17 protein-coding genes are annotated in these 16,948 nt (G+C 69.8%); 12 read left to right on the top strand and 5 right to left on the bottom strand.

Going from position 1 to position 16,948, the window contains the following annotated elements; translation table 11 throughout:
- Positions 1–22: 22 nt before the first annotated feature.
- Both NBT67_RS08970 and NBT67_RS08965 read right to left on the bottom strand, forming a co-directional pair.
- The gene (locus tag NBT67_RS08970) at positions 23–1,249 is read right to left on the bottom strand and encodes an endonuclease/exonuclease/phosphatase family protein (protein ID WP_251341378.1); all 1,227 of its coding nucleotides are present in this window, start codon (positions 1,247–1,249) and stop codon (positions 23–25) included.
- 41 nt (positions 1,250–1,290) lie between these two features.
- Complete coding sequence (locus NBT67_RS08965) at positions 1,291–2,124, bottom strand: deoxyribonuclease IV (RefSeq protein ID WP_251341377.1); 834 nt, start codon at positions 2,122–2,124, stop codon at positions 1,291–1,293.
- Between the two features lie 92 nt (positions 2,125–2,216).
- Here NBT67_RS08965 and NBT67_RS08960 point away from each other — a divergent pair, with 92 nt between their 5' ends.
- Positions 2,217–2,750 carry a redoxin domain-containing protein gene (locus NBT67_RS08960; RefSeq protein WP_251341376.1) on the top strand — a complete coding sequence of 178 codons (534 nt, stop codon included), beginning with the start codon at positions 2,217–2,219 and terminating at the stop codon, positions 2,748–2,750.
- A gap of 65 nt (positions 2,751–2,815) precedes the next feature.
- Here the strand turns inward: NBT67_RS08960 and NBT67_RS08955 are convergent, their stop codons facing one another.
- Together NBT67_RS08955 and NBT67_RS08950 are read right to left on the bottom strand one after the other, a co-directional pair.
- Positions 2,816–3,658: a lipoate--protein ligase family protein gene (locus NBT67_RS08955; protein ID WP_251341375.1), complete on the bottom strand. Its 843-nt coding sequence runs from the start codon at positions 3,656–3,658 to the stop codon at positions 2,816–2,818.
- Positions 3,659–3,753: 95 nt separating this feature from the next.
- Positions 3,754–4,731 (bottom strand): halo transducer protein, encoded by a 978-nt coding sequence (locus NBT67_RS08950; RefSeq protein WP_251341374.1) that lies wholly within the window; start codon positions 4,729–4,731, stop codon positions 3,754–3,756.
- A gap of 158 nt (positions 4,732–4,889) precedes the next feature.
- Here NBT67_RS08950 and NBT67_RS08945 point away from each other — a divergent pair, with 158 nt between their 5' ends.
- The 6 genes from NBT67_RS08945 to NBT67_RS08920 all read left to right on the top strand — a co-directional run bounded on the left by NBT67_RS08945 (position 4,890) and on the right by NBT67_RS08920 (position 11,587).
- Complete coding sequence (locus NBT67_RS08945; protein WP_251341373.1) at positions 4,890–6,149, top strand: PstS family phosphate ABC transporter substrate-binding protein; 1,260 nt, start codon at positions 4,890–4,892, stop codon at positions 6,147–6,149.
- 91 nt (positions 6,150–6,240) lie between these two features.
- Entirely contained in the window at positions 6,241–7,368 is a 1,128-nt protein-coding gene (gene pstC / locus NBT67_RS08940) for a phosphate ABC transporter permease subunit PstC (RefSeq protein WP_251341372.1), read from the top strand.
- The gene (gene pstA / locus NBT67_RS08935) at positions 7,368–8,981 is read left to right on the top strand and encodes a phosphate ABC transporter permease PstA (RefSeq protein ID WP_251341371.1); all 1,614 of its coding nucleotides are present in this window, start codon (positions 7,368–7,370) and stop codon (positions 8,979–8,981) included. The genes pstC and pstA overlap by 1 nt, the downstream gene beginning before the upstream one ends.
- 2 nt (positions 8,982–8,983) lie before the next feature.
- On the top strand, positions 8,984–9,913 hold the full coding sequence (pstB, locus tag NBT67_RS08930) for a phosphate ABC transporter ATP-binding protein PstB (protein WP_251341370.1): 930 nt from the start codon (positions 8,984–8,986) through the stop codon (positions 9,911–9,913).
- 2 nt (positions 9,914–9,915) lie between these two features.
- Positions 9,916–10,590 carry a phosphate signaling complex protein PhoU gene (gene phoU / locus NBT67_RS08925; RefSeq protein ID WP_251341369.1) on the top strand — a complete coding sequence of 225 codons (675 nt, stop codon included), beginning with the start codon at positions 9,916–9,918 and terminating at the stop codon, positions 10,588–10,590.
- 1 nt (position 10,591) lies between these two features.
- The gene (locus NBT67_RS08920; RefSeq protein ID WP_251341368.1) at positions 10,592–11,587 is read left to right on the top strand and encodes a phosphate uptake regulator PhoU; all 996 of its coding nucleotides are present in this window, start codon (positions 10,592–10,594) and stop codon (positions 11,585–11,587) included.
- Here the strand turns inward: NBT67_RS08920 and NBT67_RS08915 are convergent.
- The gene (locus tag NBT67_RS08915) at positions 11,584–11,997 is read right to left on the bottom strand and encodes a CBS domain-containing protein (protein WP_251341367.1); all 414 of its coding nucleotides are present in this window, start codon (positions 11,995–11,997) and stop codon (positions 11,584–11,586) included. The genes NBT67_RS08920 and NBT67_RS08915 overlap by 4 nt on opposite strands.
- Here NBT67_RS08915 and NBT67_RS08910 point away from each other — a divergent pair.
- The 5 genes from NBT67_RS08910 (at position 11,996) to NBT67_RS08890 (ending at position 16,939) form a co-directional block, all read left to right on the top strand.
- Positions 11,996–12,802, top strand: a complete 807-nt coding sequence (locus NBT67_RS08910; RefSeq protein WP_425498920.1) for an NAD(P)/FAD-dependent oxidoreductase — start codon at positions 11,996–11,998, stop codon at positions 12,800–12,802. The two genes, NBT67_RS08915 and NBT67_RS08910, sit on opposite strands and share 2 nt — an antisense overlap.
- A gap of 42 nt (positions 12,803–12,844) precedes the next feature.
- Positions 12,845–13,171: a hypothetical protein gene (locus tag NBT67_RS08905; protein WP_251341365.1), complete on the top strand. Its 327-nt coding sequence runs from the start codon at positions 12,845–12,847 to the stop codon at positions 13,169–13,171.
- 81 nt (positions 13,172–13,252) lie between these two features.
- A complete protein-coding gene (locus NBT67_RS08900; protein WP_251341364.1) occupies positions 13,253–14,173 on the top strand; it encodes a serine/threonine-protein kinase RIO2 in 921 nt (306 codons plus the stop codon).
- 126 nt (positions 14,174–14,299) lie between these two features.
- Complete coding sequence (locus tag NBT67_RS08895; protein ID WP_251341363.1) at positions 14,300–14,890, top strand: 50S ribosomal protein L15e; 591 nt, start codon at positions 14,300–14,302, stop codon at positions 14,888–14,890.
- A 183-nt stretch (positions 14,891–15,073) separates the two neighbouring features.
- Positions 15,074–16,939, top strand: a complete 1,866-nt coding sequence (locus NBT67_RS08890; RefSeq protein WP_251341362.1) for an aldehyde ferredoxin oxidoreductase family protein — start codon at positions 15,074–15,076, stop codon at positions 16,937–16,939.
- Positions 16,940–16,948: the final 9 nt, after the last annotated feature.

Genomic DNA, 16,948 nt, shown 5'->3' with positions numbered 1-16,948 from the left:
GTCCCGACTCGCCGCGTCGGAGTCAGCCGTCGCCGCGGGCGGCCAGCGCCCCGCCGAGGAGCGCGGCGAGCGCCGCCGTCGCGCCGAACCCGGGGGCGTCGCCCGCCGTGGGGGCGTCCGTGGCGGTGGCCGTCCCCGTCCCCGTCGGTTCCGGCGACGGCGTGGGCGTCCCCGTCGCCGTCCCGGTCGGCGTGCCGGCCGCGCCGGGTGCGAGCGTCGCCACCACGCCCGCGTGATCCGACGGCCAGAGGCGGTCGCCGTCGACCGCGACCCGGTGGTCGGGATCGGCGCCCACCCGCGTCGCGTCGGTCGCGCCGAGTCCGCCGCGGACGAGGACGTGATCGATGCGCGCGTCCAGCGACGCCGCGTCGTTCCGGAGGTCGGCGGCGTGACAGCAGGTGTTCCCGACGCCGGCGGCGGCGTCGCGGAAGGGCCCCGTGAGGCGGTCGTAGGCCGCCCGCGACCCGCCCGGTCCGCTGTTGAGGTCGCCCACGAGCGCGACAGGGTCCCCCCGGTCGGTCAGCAGCGTCTCCAGTTCCGCCGCCTGCGCCGTCCGCGTCTCGGCCGACGCCGCTTCGAGGTGAGCGGTACAGAACGCCAGGCGGTCGCCGGCGACGTCGGCGTCGGCGACGCAGTAGCCCCGCTGGACGGCGAGCGTGCGGTCGCCCTCCGAGAGCGTGAGCGCGGCGTCGAACCGCCCGGTCGTCACGCCGGCGGTCGCCACGTCCTCGCGGGCGAGGATCAGGTCGCGGTCGGTCAGGCGCACCGCGCGGCGCTCCCCGTCCACCGTCCCGGGCAGTTGGACGTCGGTGGTCGTCGTCTCGGCGACGACGCGGTAGGGGAGGTCCCGCGCCGCGAGCGCGGCCGACAGGCGGTCGCGGAAGTCGTAGCGGACGGTCGTCGCCGTCGGCGTCGCCCCGCCGCTCGGCTCGCCCGTCCGGATCAGCGCGGCCTCCTGCACGCCGAGCAGGTCCGGCGCGGTCCGCTCGATTTCGCCCGCGACGGCGTCGAGGCGCGCCGGCGGGTGGCTCCGGTCGACCGACCGGAGGAGGTCGCCGACGGCGTCCCGGACGGCCTCGCTCCCGCTCGTCGCGGCCGCGAGCAGTCGGAACAGGTCGGCGCCGAGATAACAGTTGCGCGTGGCGACGGTCACCGGCGTCCCCTGGGCGCGCGCCCGCCCGACGACGCCCGTTCCGAGCGCGGCGGCCGCTCCGGCCAGCACGTGCCGTCTGGATACCGAGTCGTCCATCCGTCGCCCCGTACGGCCGGTCATCCCAAAAGCGGTCCGGCCTACCCCCCGTTCCGGAGTTCGCGGGCGCGGTCGATGTTCCACGCGAAGCCCCTGCCGTCCTCGGTCGGCGTCTCCAGCACGAACGGCAGGTCGCGGAGGTCGGGGTGGGTGACGATCCGGCGCATGCCGTCGACGCCGATCAGCCCCTCGCCGACGTGGGCGTGTTCGTCCTTGTTCGTCCCGCAGGCGTGCTTCGAGTCGTTGAGGTGGATGCACTGCAGGTTCTCGATCCCGACCACGTCGTCGAACTCGTCGACCGTCTCGTCGACGCTTTCGGGCGTCGAGAGGTCGTAGCCCGCGGCGAAGGCGTGGGCCGTGTCGAGACAGACGCCGAGGTCGTGACGGCTCTCGGCCAGCACCGTCGCCAGGTGTTCGAAGTCGCCACCGAGTTTCGTCCCGCTGCCCGCGTCGCTCTCGACGAGGACGGTCACGCCGTCGGGCACGTCGAGTTCGTCGAGGGCGCTCACGGCGTTGTCGAGGCCGCCGTCGACGCCCGCCCCCGTGTGTGCGCCGAGGTGGACGTTCACGTACTCGATGCCGAGCTTCTCGGCGGCGTCGACCTCCTTCTGCATGCTGTCGACCGACTTCTCGCGGAGGTCCGCCTTCGGCGTACAGAGGTTGACGAGATACGAGGAGTGGATGACCCACGGTCCGTCGAGGTGTTCGGCCGTCCCCTCCCGGAAGGCCGCGGCCTCGTCGTCGCCGACGTTCGGGTCCTGCCAGACCTGCGGGGAGTGGGTGAAGATCTGGCCGCAGTTCCCGCCGACGTCGCGCTCGTTGCCGACCGCGTTGTCGACGCCGCCGGCGATGGACACGTGTGCTCCGATTCGCATACCGGCCAGAGGACGCCGCCGAGCAAAGGCGCTTCGACTCCGGCCGTCGCTCCGGGCGAACGGTTTTGTCACCCCCGTCCGAATCCGGGTCCATGGAGAGCGAGGAACCCATCGACGTCGGCGAGACGGTCCCCGACGTCGGCGCGACGCTGGTCCGCCCCGACGGGACGGCGGCGGAGGCGACGCTCGGGGAACTGACCGCCGACCGACCGGTGTTGCTCAGCTTCTACACCGTCGACTTCAGCCCCGACTGCATCGACGAGTGGTGTTCCTTCCGCGATTTCGACTGGTTCTCCAGCGGGGATCACGTCCAGGTCGTCGGCTGTAGCAAGTCGAGCGCCGGCCTCCACCGCCGCTTTATCGACTACCTCGGCCTGAACTTCCCGCTCTTTGCCGACCCGGATCTCGAACTGTCCGACGTCTTCGGCGTCACCTACCGCGCCCTCGGGATCACCCGCCGGTCGCGCCGGTCGTGTTTCCTCCTCGATTCGGAGCTGACGGTGCGGTACCGGTGGGTGAGCGAACACTGGCTCGACCCCACCCGCGACACGCCGCCGGTCCACGAGATTCACGAGGCCATCTCCGACGAACTGGACGTCGAGGGTCCGGAGACGTTCGGCTTCTAACGTGGCGATCGAACGTCGTTGCACAGCTGCTCACATACGGCGTACGATCGGACGTCCGATCGGTTTCAATCGCGACGGTCGCCCCCGGGCCGCCGTCTCGTCCACTCGTCGCTCGCGTACTTCTCCGCCGCGCGCTCGCGTGCCCGGGCCAGTTCGTCGTCGGTCCACGACCCCGCCTCGGCGTCGGCCCACTCCCGCAGCGCCGCCTCGACGGCCGCTACCGCCTCCTCGCGGGTCGCCGCCGAGTGCTCCTCGATGCCCGTCACGCGCTCGCGGAACGTCGCCGCGTCGACGCCGGGGTCGGCGAACACCGCGAGGTGTCGCTCCGGCCGCACCGCGTAGGTGAGCGACCCGTGCTGGACGACGGCGTCGGTGCGGCGGTGCTGGGCGTTGCCGCTCACCTTCCGTGGCCCCGCGGATCCGGGCACGACCACGTCGTGCGCGGGGTGGAGTTCGCGAAGGTAACACGCGGGGTCGTACAGCGCCGGCCGCCCCGTCTCCGCGAACGTCGCGGGGACGCCGAGGCGGTCGAAGGCGTCGAGGATCGGCGCACAGAGCAGTCGGTACGACTCCACGAGGTCCCCGGGGAGTTCGTCGTCGGGCGCGACGATGGTGTAGGAGACGTCGCCGTGGCTGTCGTGGTAGATGCCGCCGCCGCCGGTCGGTCGCCGGGTCACGGTGATCCCGTCGCGGTCACAGCGCTCCCAGTCGACGGTGTCGGGGTCCTGGTGGTAGCCCAGGGAGAGCGTCCCCGGGTCCCAGCGGTACACCCGGAGCGTCCGGGGACCGCCGGCGGCGGCCGTCTCCGCCGCGATCTCGTCGAGCGCCATGTTCATCGGCCCCGGCCACCGCTCCTCGCGGATCAGCCGCCACTCCCGGTCGGCGAGCGGCCCGTCGCTCCCGTCCATACCCACCGGTCGGCGCCGGCCGGCAAATGGGTTTCGCGAGGCGGGCGCTCACCTCGCCGGTCGCGGCGGGGTTCGAGCGACGTCTCCGACCCCGATCAGGCCGACTCCGCGTCGTCCGTCTCCGGGCGGTACTCGCCGAGCAGTGACTCGACTGCTCCCCAGTCGACCGGCGGGGCGTGGTCGTCGAGCGCTGTCTCGAAGTCGGCCAGCCGGTCGCCGTAGCGGTCCCGCCACTCGACCGCCGACCCGTCGAAGCGGTCGCCGATCGACCGCCAGCGGTCCTCGAGGCTCGTCAGCCGGTCGTCGAGGGCGTCGAGGCTCTCGGGGTCGACGGCACCGTGGGCGTCGTCCGGGGCGGGGTCCGGCCAGGCCCGGAGGTCGTCGACTTCGGACCGGAGGTCCTCGAGCAGGAGCCGGGAGACCCGGTGTCTGAGGGCGGCGTCGAATCTGACGGCCGCGCGATCGACGCCCGAAGCGACGTCCCCGGCCGCGAGCGAGTCGAGGGTCTCCGCCACGCCGTCGACGAACTCCGACACCGCGTCGGCGTCGTCGTCGAGGGCGTCCAGTCGACGGCCGGGGTTCCGGACCCACGCCTCGAACTCCTCGGCGTCGACGCCGAGTTTGTCGGCAGTGTGCTGGGCCGAGTTGGCCGCGGCCTCGAGCCGACGAATCTCGACTGCCGTCTCGTAGATTGCGTCGGGGTCGTCCGCCAGGGCGACGACCGACTGGAGTCGGTCGCCGAGGTCGTCGACGCGGTCGGCGACCGCCGCGTGCCGATCCTCGAAGTCGTCGAGGCGCTCGGCAACGCTGTCGAGGTGATCGACCGCCGCGGCGGCCTCGCGAGCGTCGTCGATCAGCATGCCGGCGTTCTCGACCCGGGTCTCGGGGGTGGACACCACCTTCGAGACGTGGCCGAGTGCGTCGTCGACCGCCTCGCGGCGCACGATGCCGTCCGTCGTCACCCGTCCGAGCGCCGCCCGAACCGCGTCGGGGTCGTCGCCGGTTCGGGTGACGACCGCGTCCACGGCCGCGTCCAGCGACAGCCCGTCGAGCGAGTCGTCGTGGTCGGTCACACGTCTCGTTTCCGCCGAGGCGGCGTTATACCTTCCGTCTCGACGGTGGCGGTGGCTATTGTGGGGTATATAGCGAATAGTTCGACACACGTTCACATGGAGACGGGAGGTACCTCTCATATAAACCGTCTTTACGGGATCTACGGGATCGTTACGTGATGTCCGAAGACTCAGACCGAAACGGGCGTGTCTCGCGGCGGACGTTCATTGCAACGACTGGAACAGTCGGTATCGCCGGTCTGGCCGGCTGTGGCGGCCAATCGGGTGGGGGCGGGGGCGACGGCGGCGGCGAGTCCGAGCCCGACCCTACTGCTACCGAAACCGAGTCGGGAATGGACAGCGAACCGACGGAGACGGAGTCGAGCGACGACGGCGACGGCGGCGACGGCCTCAACACCTCGCTGCTCAACGCCGAGGGGTCCTCGACCGTCTACCCCATCTCGAACACCGGTAGTTCCTACTGGAACTCCAACGCGCCGCCGAGCGACGGCGAGTACTGGGGGTCGAACTCGGAGAGCACCGTCCCGGGCTGGGAACAGCTCGGCGAGCCGGACATGCTTCTGGCCGATTACTTCGCCCAGAAGTTCGGCTTCGAGCCGACCGAGCAGCGCTCCAGCCCGCCGTTCCCGACGACGGTCGGCCTGAGCCACTCCGGGACCGGCTGTGAGGCCGTCACGGAGGGCCTGGTCGACATCGGCAACTCCTCGGGACCGATCACGGCCGAACTCGACTGGAGCGAGGAGCGGGCCCAGAGCACGGTCGTCGACAACGTCGTCGGCCGCGACGGCCAGCCGGTCGTCGTCAGTTCGGACGTCGTCGACGCCGGCGTCACCGAACTGACCGGCGAGGAGGTCCGCGGGATCTACCAGGACGAGATCACCAACTGGAACCAGATCGAAGGGGTCGACTACGACCAGGAGATCTACGCCATCGGCCGCGCCGAGGGCTCCGGGACGGACACCTCGTTCCGCCTGAACATGCTCGGTGGCGCCGACGCCCCGATGCCGGGCGTCGACACCCGCTTCGGGCAGAACCAGCAGGTCGCGCAGGCCGTCTCCCAGAACGAGGGCGCCATCGCGTACATGGCGCTCGCGTTCACCAGCGAGACGGTCGTTCCGGTCGCCATCAACTTCGAGGGCACGGTCTACGAGCCGGACCGCGACGCGGAGAACACCATCTTCGACAGCGACTACCCGCTCAACCGTGACCTCCACATGTACACGCTGATCGAGGAGGACAACCCCAACGGCGGCGGGTACGACGCACGGGAGGCTGCGTTCATCAACATGTTCCTCAACGAGTTCGGACAGACCGTCTTCGTCGAGGGGAACAACTACATCCCGCTGCCGACGAGCGACCTGGAATCCATGAAGGAGAAGGTCTCGGCGCTCGCCACCGAAGACCTGATCATGCCCTGATCCGGCGGCCAGTCCGGATCGGCTCGCCGCTAGGCCACCGAACGCCCGTTTTCATGACACCTTCCCTATCAATGCACCCCACGCACGCAACATGGCATCAGCAACACGTAGCGAACGACTGAACGCGGCCGCCGGACAGCAGGTCCAGCGCGTCCGCGATTTCGTCGACGACACCGAACCCGCCGCGCTGGTCGTCGTCGGGGTCATCGCCGTCTCCCTGCTGACGGCGTTCGTCGGGTTCCTCGCGGTGTCGAACCTGACCGTCCTGCCCTTTGCCGTGTTCGTCGCGGCGACGGGCTACGGCTGGGTGCGACACCAGGAGGAGACCGCACTGATACTGACGCTGACGATGACCGTCTCGACGCTGTTGATCCTCGGGCTGATCATCGTGTTCATCTTTCGGGAGTCGATCCCGGTCATCCGGTACGAGACCGCGACCGTGTTCGGCGTGAGCGTGCCGGGGCTTCGGCTGTTCATCCAGCCCAACTGGGACGCGGTGTCGCCCCCGATCCGGTACTCGATGGTGCCGATGATCCACGGGACGCTGATGGTGACCGTCGTCGCGACGGCGGTCGCGGGGCCGCTGGGGGTCGCCGCCGCGCTCTTTCTCTCGGAGATCGCCCCCGATATCGTCCGGGAGTTCGTCAAGCCGGGCGTCGAGATCCTCGCCGGCATCCCCTCCATCGTCTACGGCTTCATCGGCTTCACGATCCTGAGCCCGTGGGCGTCTGACCAGTTTCGGACCGTCGGACAGGGGAGTTATCTCTTCGTCGGCATCGTCGTCGGGTTGATGGCGCTTCCGACGGTCGTCTCCGTCGCCGAGGACGCCCTCAGTAGCGTCCCCGAGTCGATGAAAAGCGGATCGCTCGCGGTCGGGACGACCGACTGGCAGACCATGACCTCGATCACCCTGCCGGCGGCCTTTTCGGGCGTCTCCGCCGCGGTCCTCCTCGGCGTCGGACGCGCCATCGGCGAGACGATGGCCGCGACGGTCATGCTGCGCGGCGTCCCGCAACTCACCGAACCGCTGGTGAACGTCTTCTACGGCCAGGAGACGCTCACCTCGCTCATCGCCCGCAACTACGGCGAGGCGGACGGCCTCCAGATGGACGCCCTGTTCGTCGCCGGCGTGATCCTCTTTATCACTGTGCTCTTCATTTCGATCGGCGCACAGTACATCGAGTGGCGAATGCGCAGCAAGCTCGGAGGTGAAGCCTGATGGCGGGCGCGACCCAGTCGCGGCTGGTCGAGGGCGACACGACGGCGACCGACGCGGTCGCCGGCGCGACGGTCGGCCTCTCGGCGATCCTGTTCGTGCTCGCGGTCGCGGCGATGTTCGAGCGAGTGAGTCTCACCGGCACGATCGCCGGCCTGCCGACGGTGACGCTGCTCGGCGGGCTGTTGATCGGCCTCGGCGTCGCGGTGGCCGTCTTCGGTCTGGGCTCGTGGCTCGGCTACGTCGAGACCGACCCCGACGCGAGCGCCGGCCTGATCGCGAGCTTCGGCGCGGCAGTGCCGTGGATCGTCATCGGGGGCGGCGTCGCCTCCCAGACGCTCGGGCTCGGCACCGCCGGCGGCGTCGTCGGGGGCGTCCTCGGCGGCGGCCTGGCCTTCGGCGGGACCGCCCTCCCCCGGGAGGACGTGGGCTCGACGGTGCCCCTCGGCGCCCTGCTCGCGTTCGTCGGCGCCGTCTTCCTCACCGGAACGATCGGTCCCGAGTGGCTGTGGAACCTCGGCTGGGAACAGCAGGCCTCGATCACGGCCGAGTTCCTCGTCCCGGTCGCGACGCTGTTTTGTGCCTGCTACGGCGGCTGGGCCGCCGCGAAGGCCTACGGCCGGTTCGGCGCACGCGGCCGACACATGGGCGCGTACGTCCTGGTCTACCTCAACGCGCTGTCCATCGTCGCCTTCCTGTTCATCCTCATCGCCTTCGTCGTCGTCCAGGGGATTCCCGGCCTGCTCAACGGCGTTCAGGTCGGCGCTGGCGTCGGCCCGCAGCTGTTCGGGTCGTTCGAGTTGCCGGTGTACGTCCCGTTCGTGATGAACGGCGTCGCGCTCCTGAACGACTTCCAGGGGGTCCTCCCGGCCATCGTGGGAACCATCTGGCTGGTCGTCGGCGCGGTGCTGTTCGCGGTGCCGCTGGGCGTCGGCGCGGCCATCTTCCTCACCGAGTACGCCGAGCGCGGCCGGTTCACCCAGGCCGTCGAGGTGGCGACCAACGGCCTCTGGAGCACGCCGAGCATCGTCTTCGGGCTCTTTGGCTTTGCCTTCCTCATCCCGCGCTTTGGCAACCGGAAGTCGCTGCTCGCCGGGATGCTCACCCTCGGATTCATGCTCCTGCCGCTCGTGCTCATCACGAGCCGCGAGGCGATGCTCTCGGTGCCCGACGAGTACCGCGACGCGAGTGCGGCGCTCGGCGTATCGAAGTGGCAGACGATCCGCAGTGTCGTCCTCCCGGCCGCGCTTCCGGGCGTCGTCACGGGGGTCATCCTCGGCGTCGGCCGGATCGCCGGCGAGACGGCGCCGATCCTGCTGACGATGGCGGGCGGGACGTTCGTCCCCGGGGAACAGACGGTCGACGTCATCGGCGGCTTCGAGTTCACCGGCACGCCGCCCTTCGTCGCCAACCCCGAACTCCTGCAGGCGACGTCGGCGCTCCCCTACCAGCTGTACGCCCTCATCACCGCGGGCGTCGGTCTGGGGAGTAACGTCTCCAATGCGAACGAGTTCCGGTGGGCGACGGCGCTCATCCTGCTCGTCGTCGTCCTCTCGTTTTACGCGATCGGCATCGGCGCACGATACTACTTCCGACAGCGACTCAGGCACGACTAACGATGAGCGATTCACGACAGACCCAAAGTCAGAACCAGACACGGACCAGCACGACGGGCAGTGACCAGCCCCTCGAAACCACCAGCGGCGAGACGGTCGAGGAGACCAGAGAGGAGTGGGTCGAGTACGACTTCCAGGGGACGGCGAAGATGGTCGCCGACGACCTCGACGTCCACTACGGCGACGATCACGCCCTGAAGGGCGTCTCGATGAAGATCCCCGAAAAGAGCGTCACCGCGCTCATCGGCCCTTCGGGGTGTGGGAAGTCGACGTATCTCCGCTGTCTCAACCGGATGAACGACCGGATCAACGCGGCCCGCGTCGAGGGATCGGTCCAGCTCGACGGGAAGGAGATCTATCAGGACGGCATCAACCTAGTGGAACTCCGCAAACGGGTCGGTATGGTGTTCCAGTCGCCGAACCCGTTCCCGAAGTCGATCCGGGAGAACATCTCCTACGGTCCGCGGAAACACGGCGACATCGACACCGGGTTGCTGGCCCGAATGCTCGGCCGTGACGACACCGAAGAGGAGCGCGAACTCGTCGAGCGGGCGCTCAAGCAGGCCGCCCTCTGGGACGAGGTCCACGACCGACTGGACGACAACGCCCTCGGCCTCTCGGGCGGCCAGCAACAGCGGCTCTGTATCGCCCGCTGTCTGTCCGTCGATCCGGAGGTCATCCTGATGGACGAGCCGGCGTCCGCGCTCGACCCCATCGCCACCGCCAAGATCGAGGACCTCATCGACGACCTCGCGAAGGAGTACACGGTCGTCATCGTCACCCACAACATGCAGCAAGCGGCCCGCATCTCGGATCAGACCGCCGTCTTCCTCACCGGCGGCAAACTCGTCGAGTACGACGACACCGACAAGATCTTCGAGAACCCCGAGAGCCAGCGGGTGGAGGACTACATCACCGGCAAGTTCGGATAGCCGTGACCCGAGACGAGTTTCAAGAGTCGCTCGCCGAACTCCGTAGCGAGGTGCTGCGGATGAGCGCCCTCGTCGCCGACCGCCTCGACCGGTCACTGACGGCCCTGGAGACGGTCGACGAGGCGACGGCGCGGGGCGTGATCGGCGCCGACGACGAGATCGACCGGATGTATCTGGATCTGGAGTCGACGTGCATCCAGCTGTTCGCCCAGCAACAGCCCGTCGCCGGCGACCTCCGATTCGTCGCCTCGTCGTTCAAGATCCTCACGGATCTGGAGCGCGTCGGCGACCTGGCGGTCAACCTCGCGCAGTACACCCTCGAAGCGGACCGCGAGCGGTTCGGGGAGGTCGACCTCTCGGCCATCGGCACACAGGCGACCGAACTGTTGGACGACGCGATGACCGCCTACCGCACCGACGACGCGGCGCTGTGTCACGAGGTGGCGGCCCGGGACGACGAACTCGACTCGCTGTGTCAGACGGCGAGCGAGCGGGTGGTCCGGGAGCTGATCGAACGCGAGGTCGAGGCGGAGGACTCGTGGGCCGTCGAGCGGCTGATGGACGACGTCTCCCGGCTCCTGCTGACGATCCGCGACCTCGAACGCGTCGGGGATCACGCCGTCAACGTCGCCGCGCGCACCCTGTACATGATCGAGAGCGATCCGGAGCTCGTCTGACATGGAGACACGCAAACTACAGAAGATCGGCGGCTCGACCTACTCGGTGTCGCTCCCCAAGGAGTGGGCGACGGAACACGCCCTCGAGGCGGGGATGCCGATTCACCTCTATCCCCACACCGACGGCTCGCTCGTCGTCCGGAGCGCGGCCGAGGACGGCGGCGCCCTGGGCGCGACGGAGATTCACCTGCCCGACTCCGATCCCGACACCGTCAGACGGGCGCTGGGTGCGGCCTACGCCGTCGGCTACGACACCGTCTCCCTCCGCTCGCCCGACGAGTTCGCCGACGCCGAGTGCCGCACCGTCCGCCGACTCGTCGACCGGATGGTGGGGATGTCGGTCGTCGAGGAGGGGGACGGGCGGGTCGTCGTCGAGAACCTCCTCGACGCCGGCGAGGTGTCGATCCAGCAGTCGGTCGTCCAGCTCCAGTTCACCGCCCTGTCGATGCAACGCACCGCGATGGAGGCGCTGCGGAACCCCGACGAGGCCGAGCGACTCGACGGTCGGGACGACGGCGCGGATCGACTGTTCGGCATGATCACGCGTCACTTCAACCGTTCGCTCACCGACTTCGAGGAGATCGATCACCTCGACGTCCGGCGGTCGGAGCTGTTCGATTACTACCTGACGGCCCGCCAGTTGGAGCGGGTCGCGGACCACGCCGTCGAGGTCGCCGCCCTCGCGGACCGAACTGACGGGACCCTTCCCGAGGAAGTCCTGACCGACGTCTCCTCGCTCGCGGAGCGCTCGCGCGACGTGGTGGAGACGGCGACGACGGCCGTCCTCGAATCGTCGAGCGAGCGCGCCTACGCGGTGCTCGACCGCCGGGACGCGGTGGTCGACGACGCCCGCGCCATCGATCGGGCGCTCTTCGAGCGGTCTCCCCCCGGAGCCTACGCCCTCTCCCGCGTCCTCCGCGCCCTCACTCGCACCGCCGCGTGCGGCGGCAACGTCGCCCGCGTCGCGCTCCGGACGAGCCTCCGGCCCGACGGCTAGCGGCGGTGTGGCGGACTCGGCGCCCGCACCGTCGAGACGTACGCCGCGAGGTCGGCCGCCGCGACGATTCCGATCACCGTCTCGCCGTCCACTACCGGGAGGTGGTAGTGGCCGGATTCCACCATCGCGTCCGCCGCCCCCGCCACGGGGACGTCCGCACCCGTGGTGACGACGTCCGTGCTCATGACCGCCGACACCGGGGCGTCCGGGCCGTGTCGACCGCCGCCGGCGACGACGCGAACGAAGTCGGTCACGGTGAGGATGCCGTCGAGACGCCCCTCCGCGTCGACGACGACGACCGAGCCGACGTCGTGTTCGATCAGTACCCGTGCCGCCTCCCGAAGCGTGGCGTCGGCGCTCACCGTGTGGACCGGTGCCGACATGAGACTGCCGACGAACACGTCCTCCATTCGTCGTGGTACGCGTTCACGTAGCATAAGGGTAGCGCGGCGGTCACGGCGGATACAAGTGCGGCGAACCCGGGGTTCGACCATGGCAGACACAGCCGAAGTCGTGATCGTCGGGGGCGGGGTCGCCGGCCTGTCGGCGGCCACCTTCACCGCTCGCGCCGACCTGGAGACGCTCGTCCTCGACGCGGGTTCGCCGATCCTCCGTCGGAACGCCCACCTGGAGAACTACCCCGGCTTCCCGGCCGGCGTCAACGCCCGCCTGTTGCTCGACATGATGGCCGAGGGCGCGGAGCGCGCGGGCGCCGACCGGCGCGAGGCACGGGTGGCGCGCGTCGCCCGCGACGACGACGGGTTCGCCGTCGAGACGGACGCCGCCGACCGATACCGGGCCGACTACGTCGTCGCCGCGACCAAGAACGCCACCGACTACCTCCCCCCGGGGGTCGACGTCGTCGACCGGGGCAAGCCCTTCGTCGAGTGCGACGAGCGGGGGCGGACGGGCGTGGAGGGCCTCTACGCGGCCGGCCGCCTCGCGGGCAAACCCCACCAGGCCGTCGTGAGTGCCGGGCACGGCGCCGAAGTCGCCGTCACGCTCCTGGAGGACGCGGACCGCCCGTTCTACCACGACTGGGTGGCGCCCGAGGGCTACTTCACCGACCGCGGCCGTGACCTGCCGCCCGGGTGTGAGGAAATCGACGACGAGGAACGCCGCCGACGCGAGGCCGAATCGCTGGCGCTCATGCGCGAGCGGTTCGCCGAGCCCCACCCCTCCGAGCAGCCGACCCACCCGAGCCTCGATCGGTGAGCCACCACAGCGTTATCACGCCACCCGTCCTGTGTCAATGCGATGCCAGATACGAAACGGGGGCGGGAGGAGCAAGCCCGCCACGAGGTGAAGCGCCAGCGGCGACGGGCACTCGACGAGGAACGCGAGCGGGGTGACGAGGCCGAACCGCCCGACGACCGGCCGGTCACGTGTCACCGTCGTGGGTGCAACGACCCCGCGGCGTTCGTGGTGACCGAGCGGTACCAGGAGGAGACGGGCCACGGCGCCGTCACCGCGGAGGCGTTCCTCTGTCTCGCCCACACCGACGAGGAGAGCCCCGCGAACCTGGACGGTGCCTACGACGACTACGTGTTCCGGGTCGACCCGATTCCCGCGGCCGAGGACTGACCGACCGCCGTTTGCTATCGCGCCATACGGTTTACGACCCGACGCGGGGGGCTTTTGTCCCTCGCGCGCGGAGTCGGGAGTATGGTCGAAAACGTGGCCCGCGTGGTGGCCGAACTCGACCCCGAGGACTTCTATCTCCTCTCGGGCGTCGAGCAGGGGATGCGGTTCAGCGAGTGGGTCAACCGCGAGAAACTGCCGGATTACGCGGACCTGACGCCCGAGGAGGTGGAGTACCGGCTGGATCGCTGCATGAAACGCGACCTGATCGAGCGCCGGACCATCCAGTACGAGGGGTACCAGCTCACCTTCGAGGGGTACGACGTCCTCGCCCTCCACACCTTCGCGGAGCGGGACACCATCGAGGGCGTGGGCGCGCCGCTCGGCGTGGGCAAGGAGAGCGACGTCTACGAGGTGCAGTCCTACCGGCCGCTGGCGCTGAAGTTCCACCGCGAGGGCTACACCAACTTCCGGGAGGTGAACCGGGAGCGGGAGTACACCGCCGACCACCACCACGTCTCCTGGCTCTACACCGCGCGGAAGGCGGCCGAGCGGGAGTACGAGGCGCTCGAAACCCTCTATCCCGACGTCGCGGTCCCGCGACCCGTGGATCACAACCGCCACGGTATCGTGATGGCGAAGTTCGAGGGCGTCGAACTCGCTCGCGCGACACTCGACGACGAACAGGTGGTGGGGGTCCTCGATCTGGTGCTCCGCGAGGTGGCGAGCGCTCACGACGCGGGGTTGATCCACGCCGACCTCAGCGAACACAACGTCGCCGTCGCGTCCTCGGGGATCACGGTCTTCGACTGGCCGCAGTCGGTGTCGACCGATCACGAGAACGCCGCCGACCTGCTCGAACGCGACGTGTCCAACCTGATCGGCTTCTTCGAGCGGAAGTATCCCGCCGTCGTCCCCGACGTGGACGCCGCGAGCGTCGCCGACGCCGTCGCCGCCGAGGAGTTCGAGACGGTCCGGGAGTTCGCGGCGAGTCGAAGTTCTTAACCCGTACCGACCGGTAGCCCCGACAACTCGCTGGTAGACGGGCCTCCAGCGGGCACCCGACTCGTCGGGACGAGATGTGGCTCGCCAGCCGGCGACGCTGAATCGCAAGCGCCCGTGGTGACACCCATGGCACGAAGCTTCTACTCCCACATCCGGGACGCGTGGCGGGACCCCGACGACGGGGCCCTCGCCGAACTGCAGTGGCAACGAAAGCAGGAGTGGCGCGATCAGGGCGCCATCGAACGCATCGAGCGACCGACCCGCCTCGACAAGGCGCGGAACCTGGGCTACAAGGCCAAACAGGGCATCGTCGTGGTCCGGACCTCCGTCCGCAAGGGCGGGGCCCGGAAGCGACGGTTCAAGGCCGGCCGACGCACCAAGCGACAGGGCGTCAACCGCATCGGTCGCCGCAAGAGCATCCAGCGCATCGCCGAGGAGCGCACCTCCCGCAAGTACCCCAACCTCCGGGTGCTCAACTCCTACTGGGTCGGCGAGGACGGCTCCCAGAAGTGGCACGAGGTGATCCTGGTTGACCCCGAACACCCCGCCATCCAGTCCGACGACGACCTGAACTGGATCTGTGACGACTCCCAGCGCGGGCGTGCGTTCCGTGGCAGGACCAGCGCCGGCCGCAAGGGCCGCGGTCAGGACGGGCGCGGCAAGGGCACGGAACACACTCGGCCGAGCGTCGGCGGCGACTCCCGGCGCGGCAAGTAACGCCCTTTTCCCGTTTTCCCCACCCGTGAGCGGCCGCGCCGTGCCGCGTCGATAAATCGCATATCGCGATATGGAACGACGGCCCACCGACAAACGATTAGTACGCGGAGCGTTGACGGACGCCCATGTCACGGATCACTACCGCGGCCGGCCGGCGGGCCGATTCGCCGGCGGGAGCGTAGCGTGTCCGACCTGCCACCCGTCTACGGCGGCGAGACCCTCCACGTCCATCTGGGCGACGGTGAGAGCGAGGTTGCGGCCATCGACCCCGCGGACGCCAGGCGCTTCCTCGGCGGCAACGGCTTCGCGGCGAAGGCGGTCCACGACCACGTCCCGCCCGATGCGGACCCGTTCGACCCCGCGAACGTCGTCGCCTTCACCGTCGGTCCGATGAACGGCACGCCCTTCCAGTCGACGAGTCGGGGCGTCGTCGGCTTCGTCAGCCCGCAGACGAACGGCTTCTTCGACAGCACCTTCGGCGGCACCTTCCCCCGCGCCCAGAAGACGACCGGCTTCGAGTCCGTCGTCCTCCACGGCGCCGCGGACGAACTCTCCTACGTCGTGGTCGACGAGGAGGGGGCGTCGGTCGTATCCGCGCCCGACCTGGCGGGGCTGGACACCTACGAGACGTGCGCCGAGGTGGGCGACCGGGTCGCCGAGGCCGAGGGCGTCGACGCCGACGACGTCCACGTCGTCGCCGCGGGGCCGGCGGGCGAGAACCTGGTACGCTACGCCTGCCTGCTCCACGACTCCGAGATGCGGGAGGGGGTCGCCGGCCGCGGCGGCGCCGGCGCCGTCCTCGGATCGAAGGACGTCAAGGCCGTCGCGGTGATCGAGGGGTCGTTCCGGCCCGAACCGGCCGCCGACGGCGACCTGCGCGATCTGGTCGGCGACCGGATGGGGCCGCTGATGGCGGAGACGGAGATGCTCCAGAACTACGGCACCAGCGGTCTCGTCAACCCGATCAACGAGATGGGGAAACTCGGCCGGCGGAACAACCGGATCGAGCAGGCCCCTCGCGAGGACGCCGAGGCGATCAGCGGCGAGCGCATCCGCGAGGCGTACGTCACCGAGGACACGACGTGTGCGAACTGTGCCGTCGCCTGCGGGAAACACGTCACCGTCGAGGGCGAGGGGGTGACCGACGGGAAGATCCCCGAGTTCGAGAGCCTCTTCGGCACCGCGACCATGACCGACGTCTTCGACGTCGAGCGGGTGATGAAGGCCAACGACCTCTGTGACCGACTGGGGATGGACACCATCTCCTGGGGCGTCTCCGTCGCCTTCGCGCGCGAGTGTTACGACGAGGGGCTCCTGACCGACGAGGACTCCCCGCACCTCGCGTTCGGCGACGCCGACGGACTGGTCGAACTCGCGCGCCTGACGGCCCACCGCGAGGGGTTCGGCGACCGCCTCGCCGAGGGCTCGTTCCGCCTCGCCGCCGAACTCGACGACGGAGCCGAGCGCTACCTCCACGGCGTCAAGGGCCTGGAGTTCGCGGCCCACTCGCCCCGCGGCCTCAAGGGCATGAGCGTCGGCTACGCCACCGCCACCCGCGGCGGGTCACACCACGACACCCGGCCTACCCTCCAGTACGACGGCGAACACGCCGAGACGACCGAGGGGACGCCGGAGTTCGCCGCCCGCACCCAACACTTCACCGCGCTCGGCGACTCGCTCACCCAGTGTCGGTTCGTGAGCGAGGCCGGCTGGGGCAAGCGCGTCACCGACCGCTACCGCGACGCCATCACCGCCGCGACCGGGTGGGACCTCTCGACCGACGAGGTAGAACGGATCGGCGAGCGCGTCTACAACCTCGAGCGCCTCATCAACGTCGAACGCGGCGTCGCCCGCCGCGAGACCGACACGCTCTCGCATCGCGTGATGCACGAACCCATCCCCGAGGGACCGAGCGAGGGGATGTACTGTCCGCCCGAGGAACTCTCGGCCATGCTCGACGAATACTACGACTTCCGCGGCTGGGACGACGACGGGATTCCCACGGCCGAGCGCCTCGAAACGCTCGACATCGCGGAGCTGGCGAACTGACGGCCGACC

The sequence above is a fragment of the Haloplanus sp. GDY1 genome, assembly GCF_023703775.1.
Classification (GTDB): domain Archaea; phylum Halobacteriota; class Halobacteria; order Halobacteriales; family Haloferacaceae; genus Haloplanus; species Haloplanus halophilus.
This window is presented reverse-complemented; position numbering and strand designations above follow the sequence as displayed.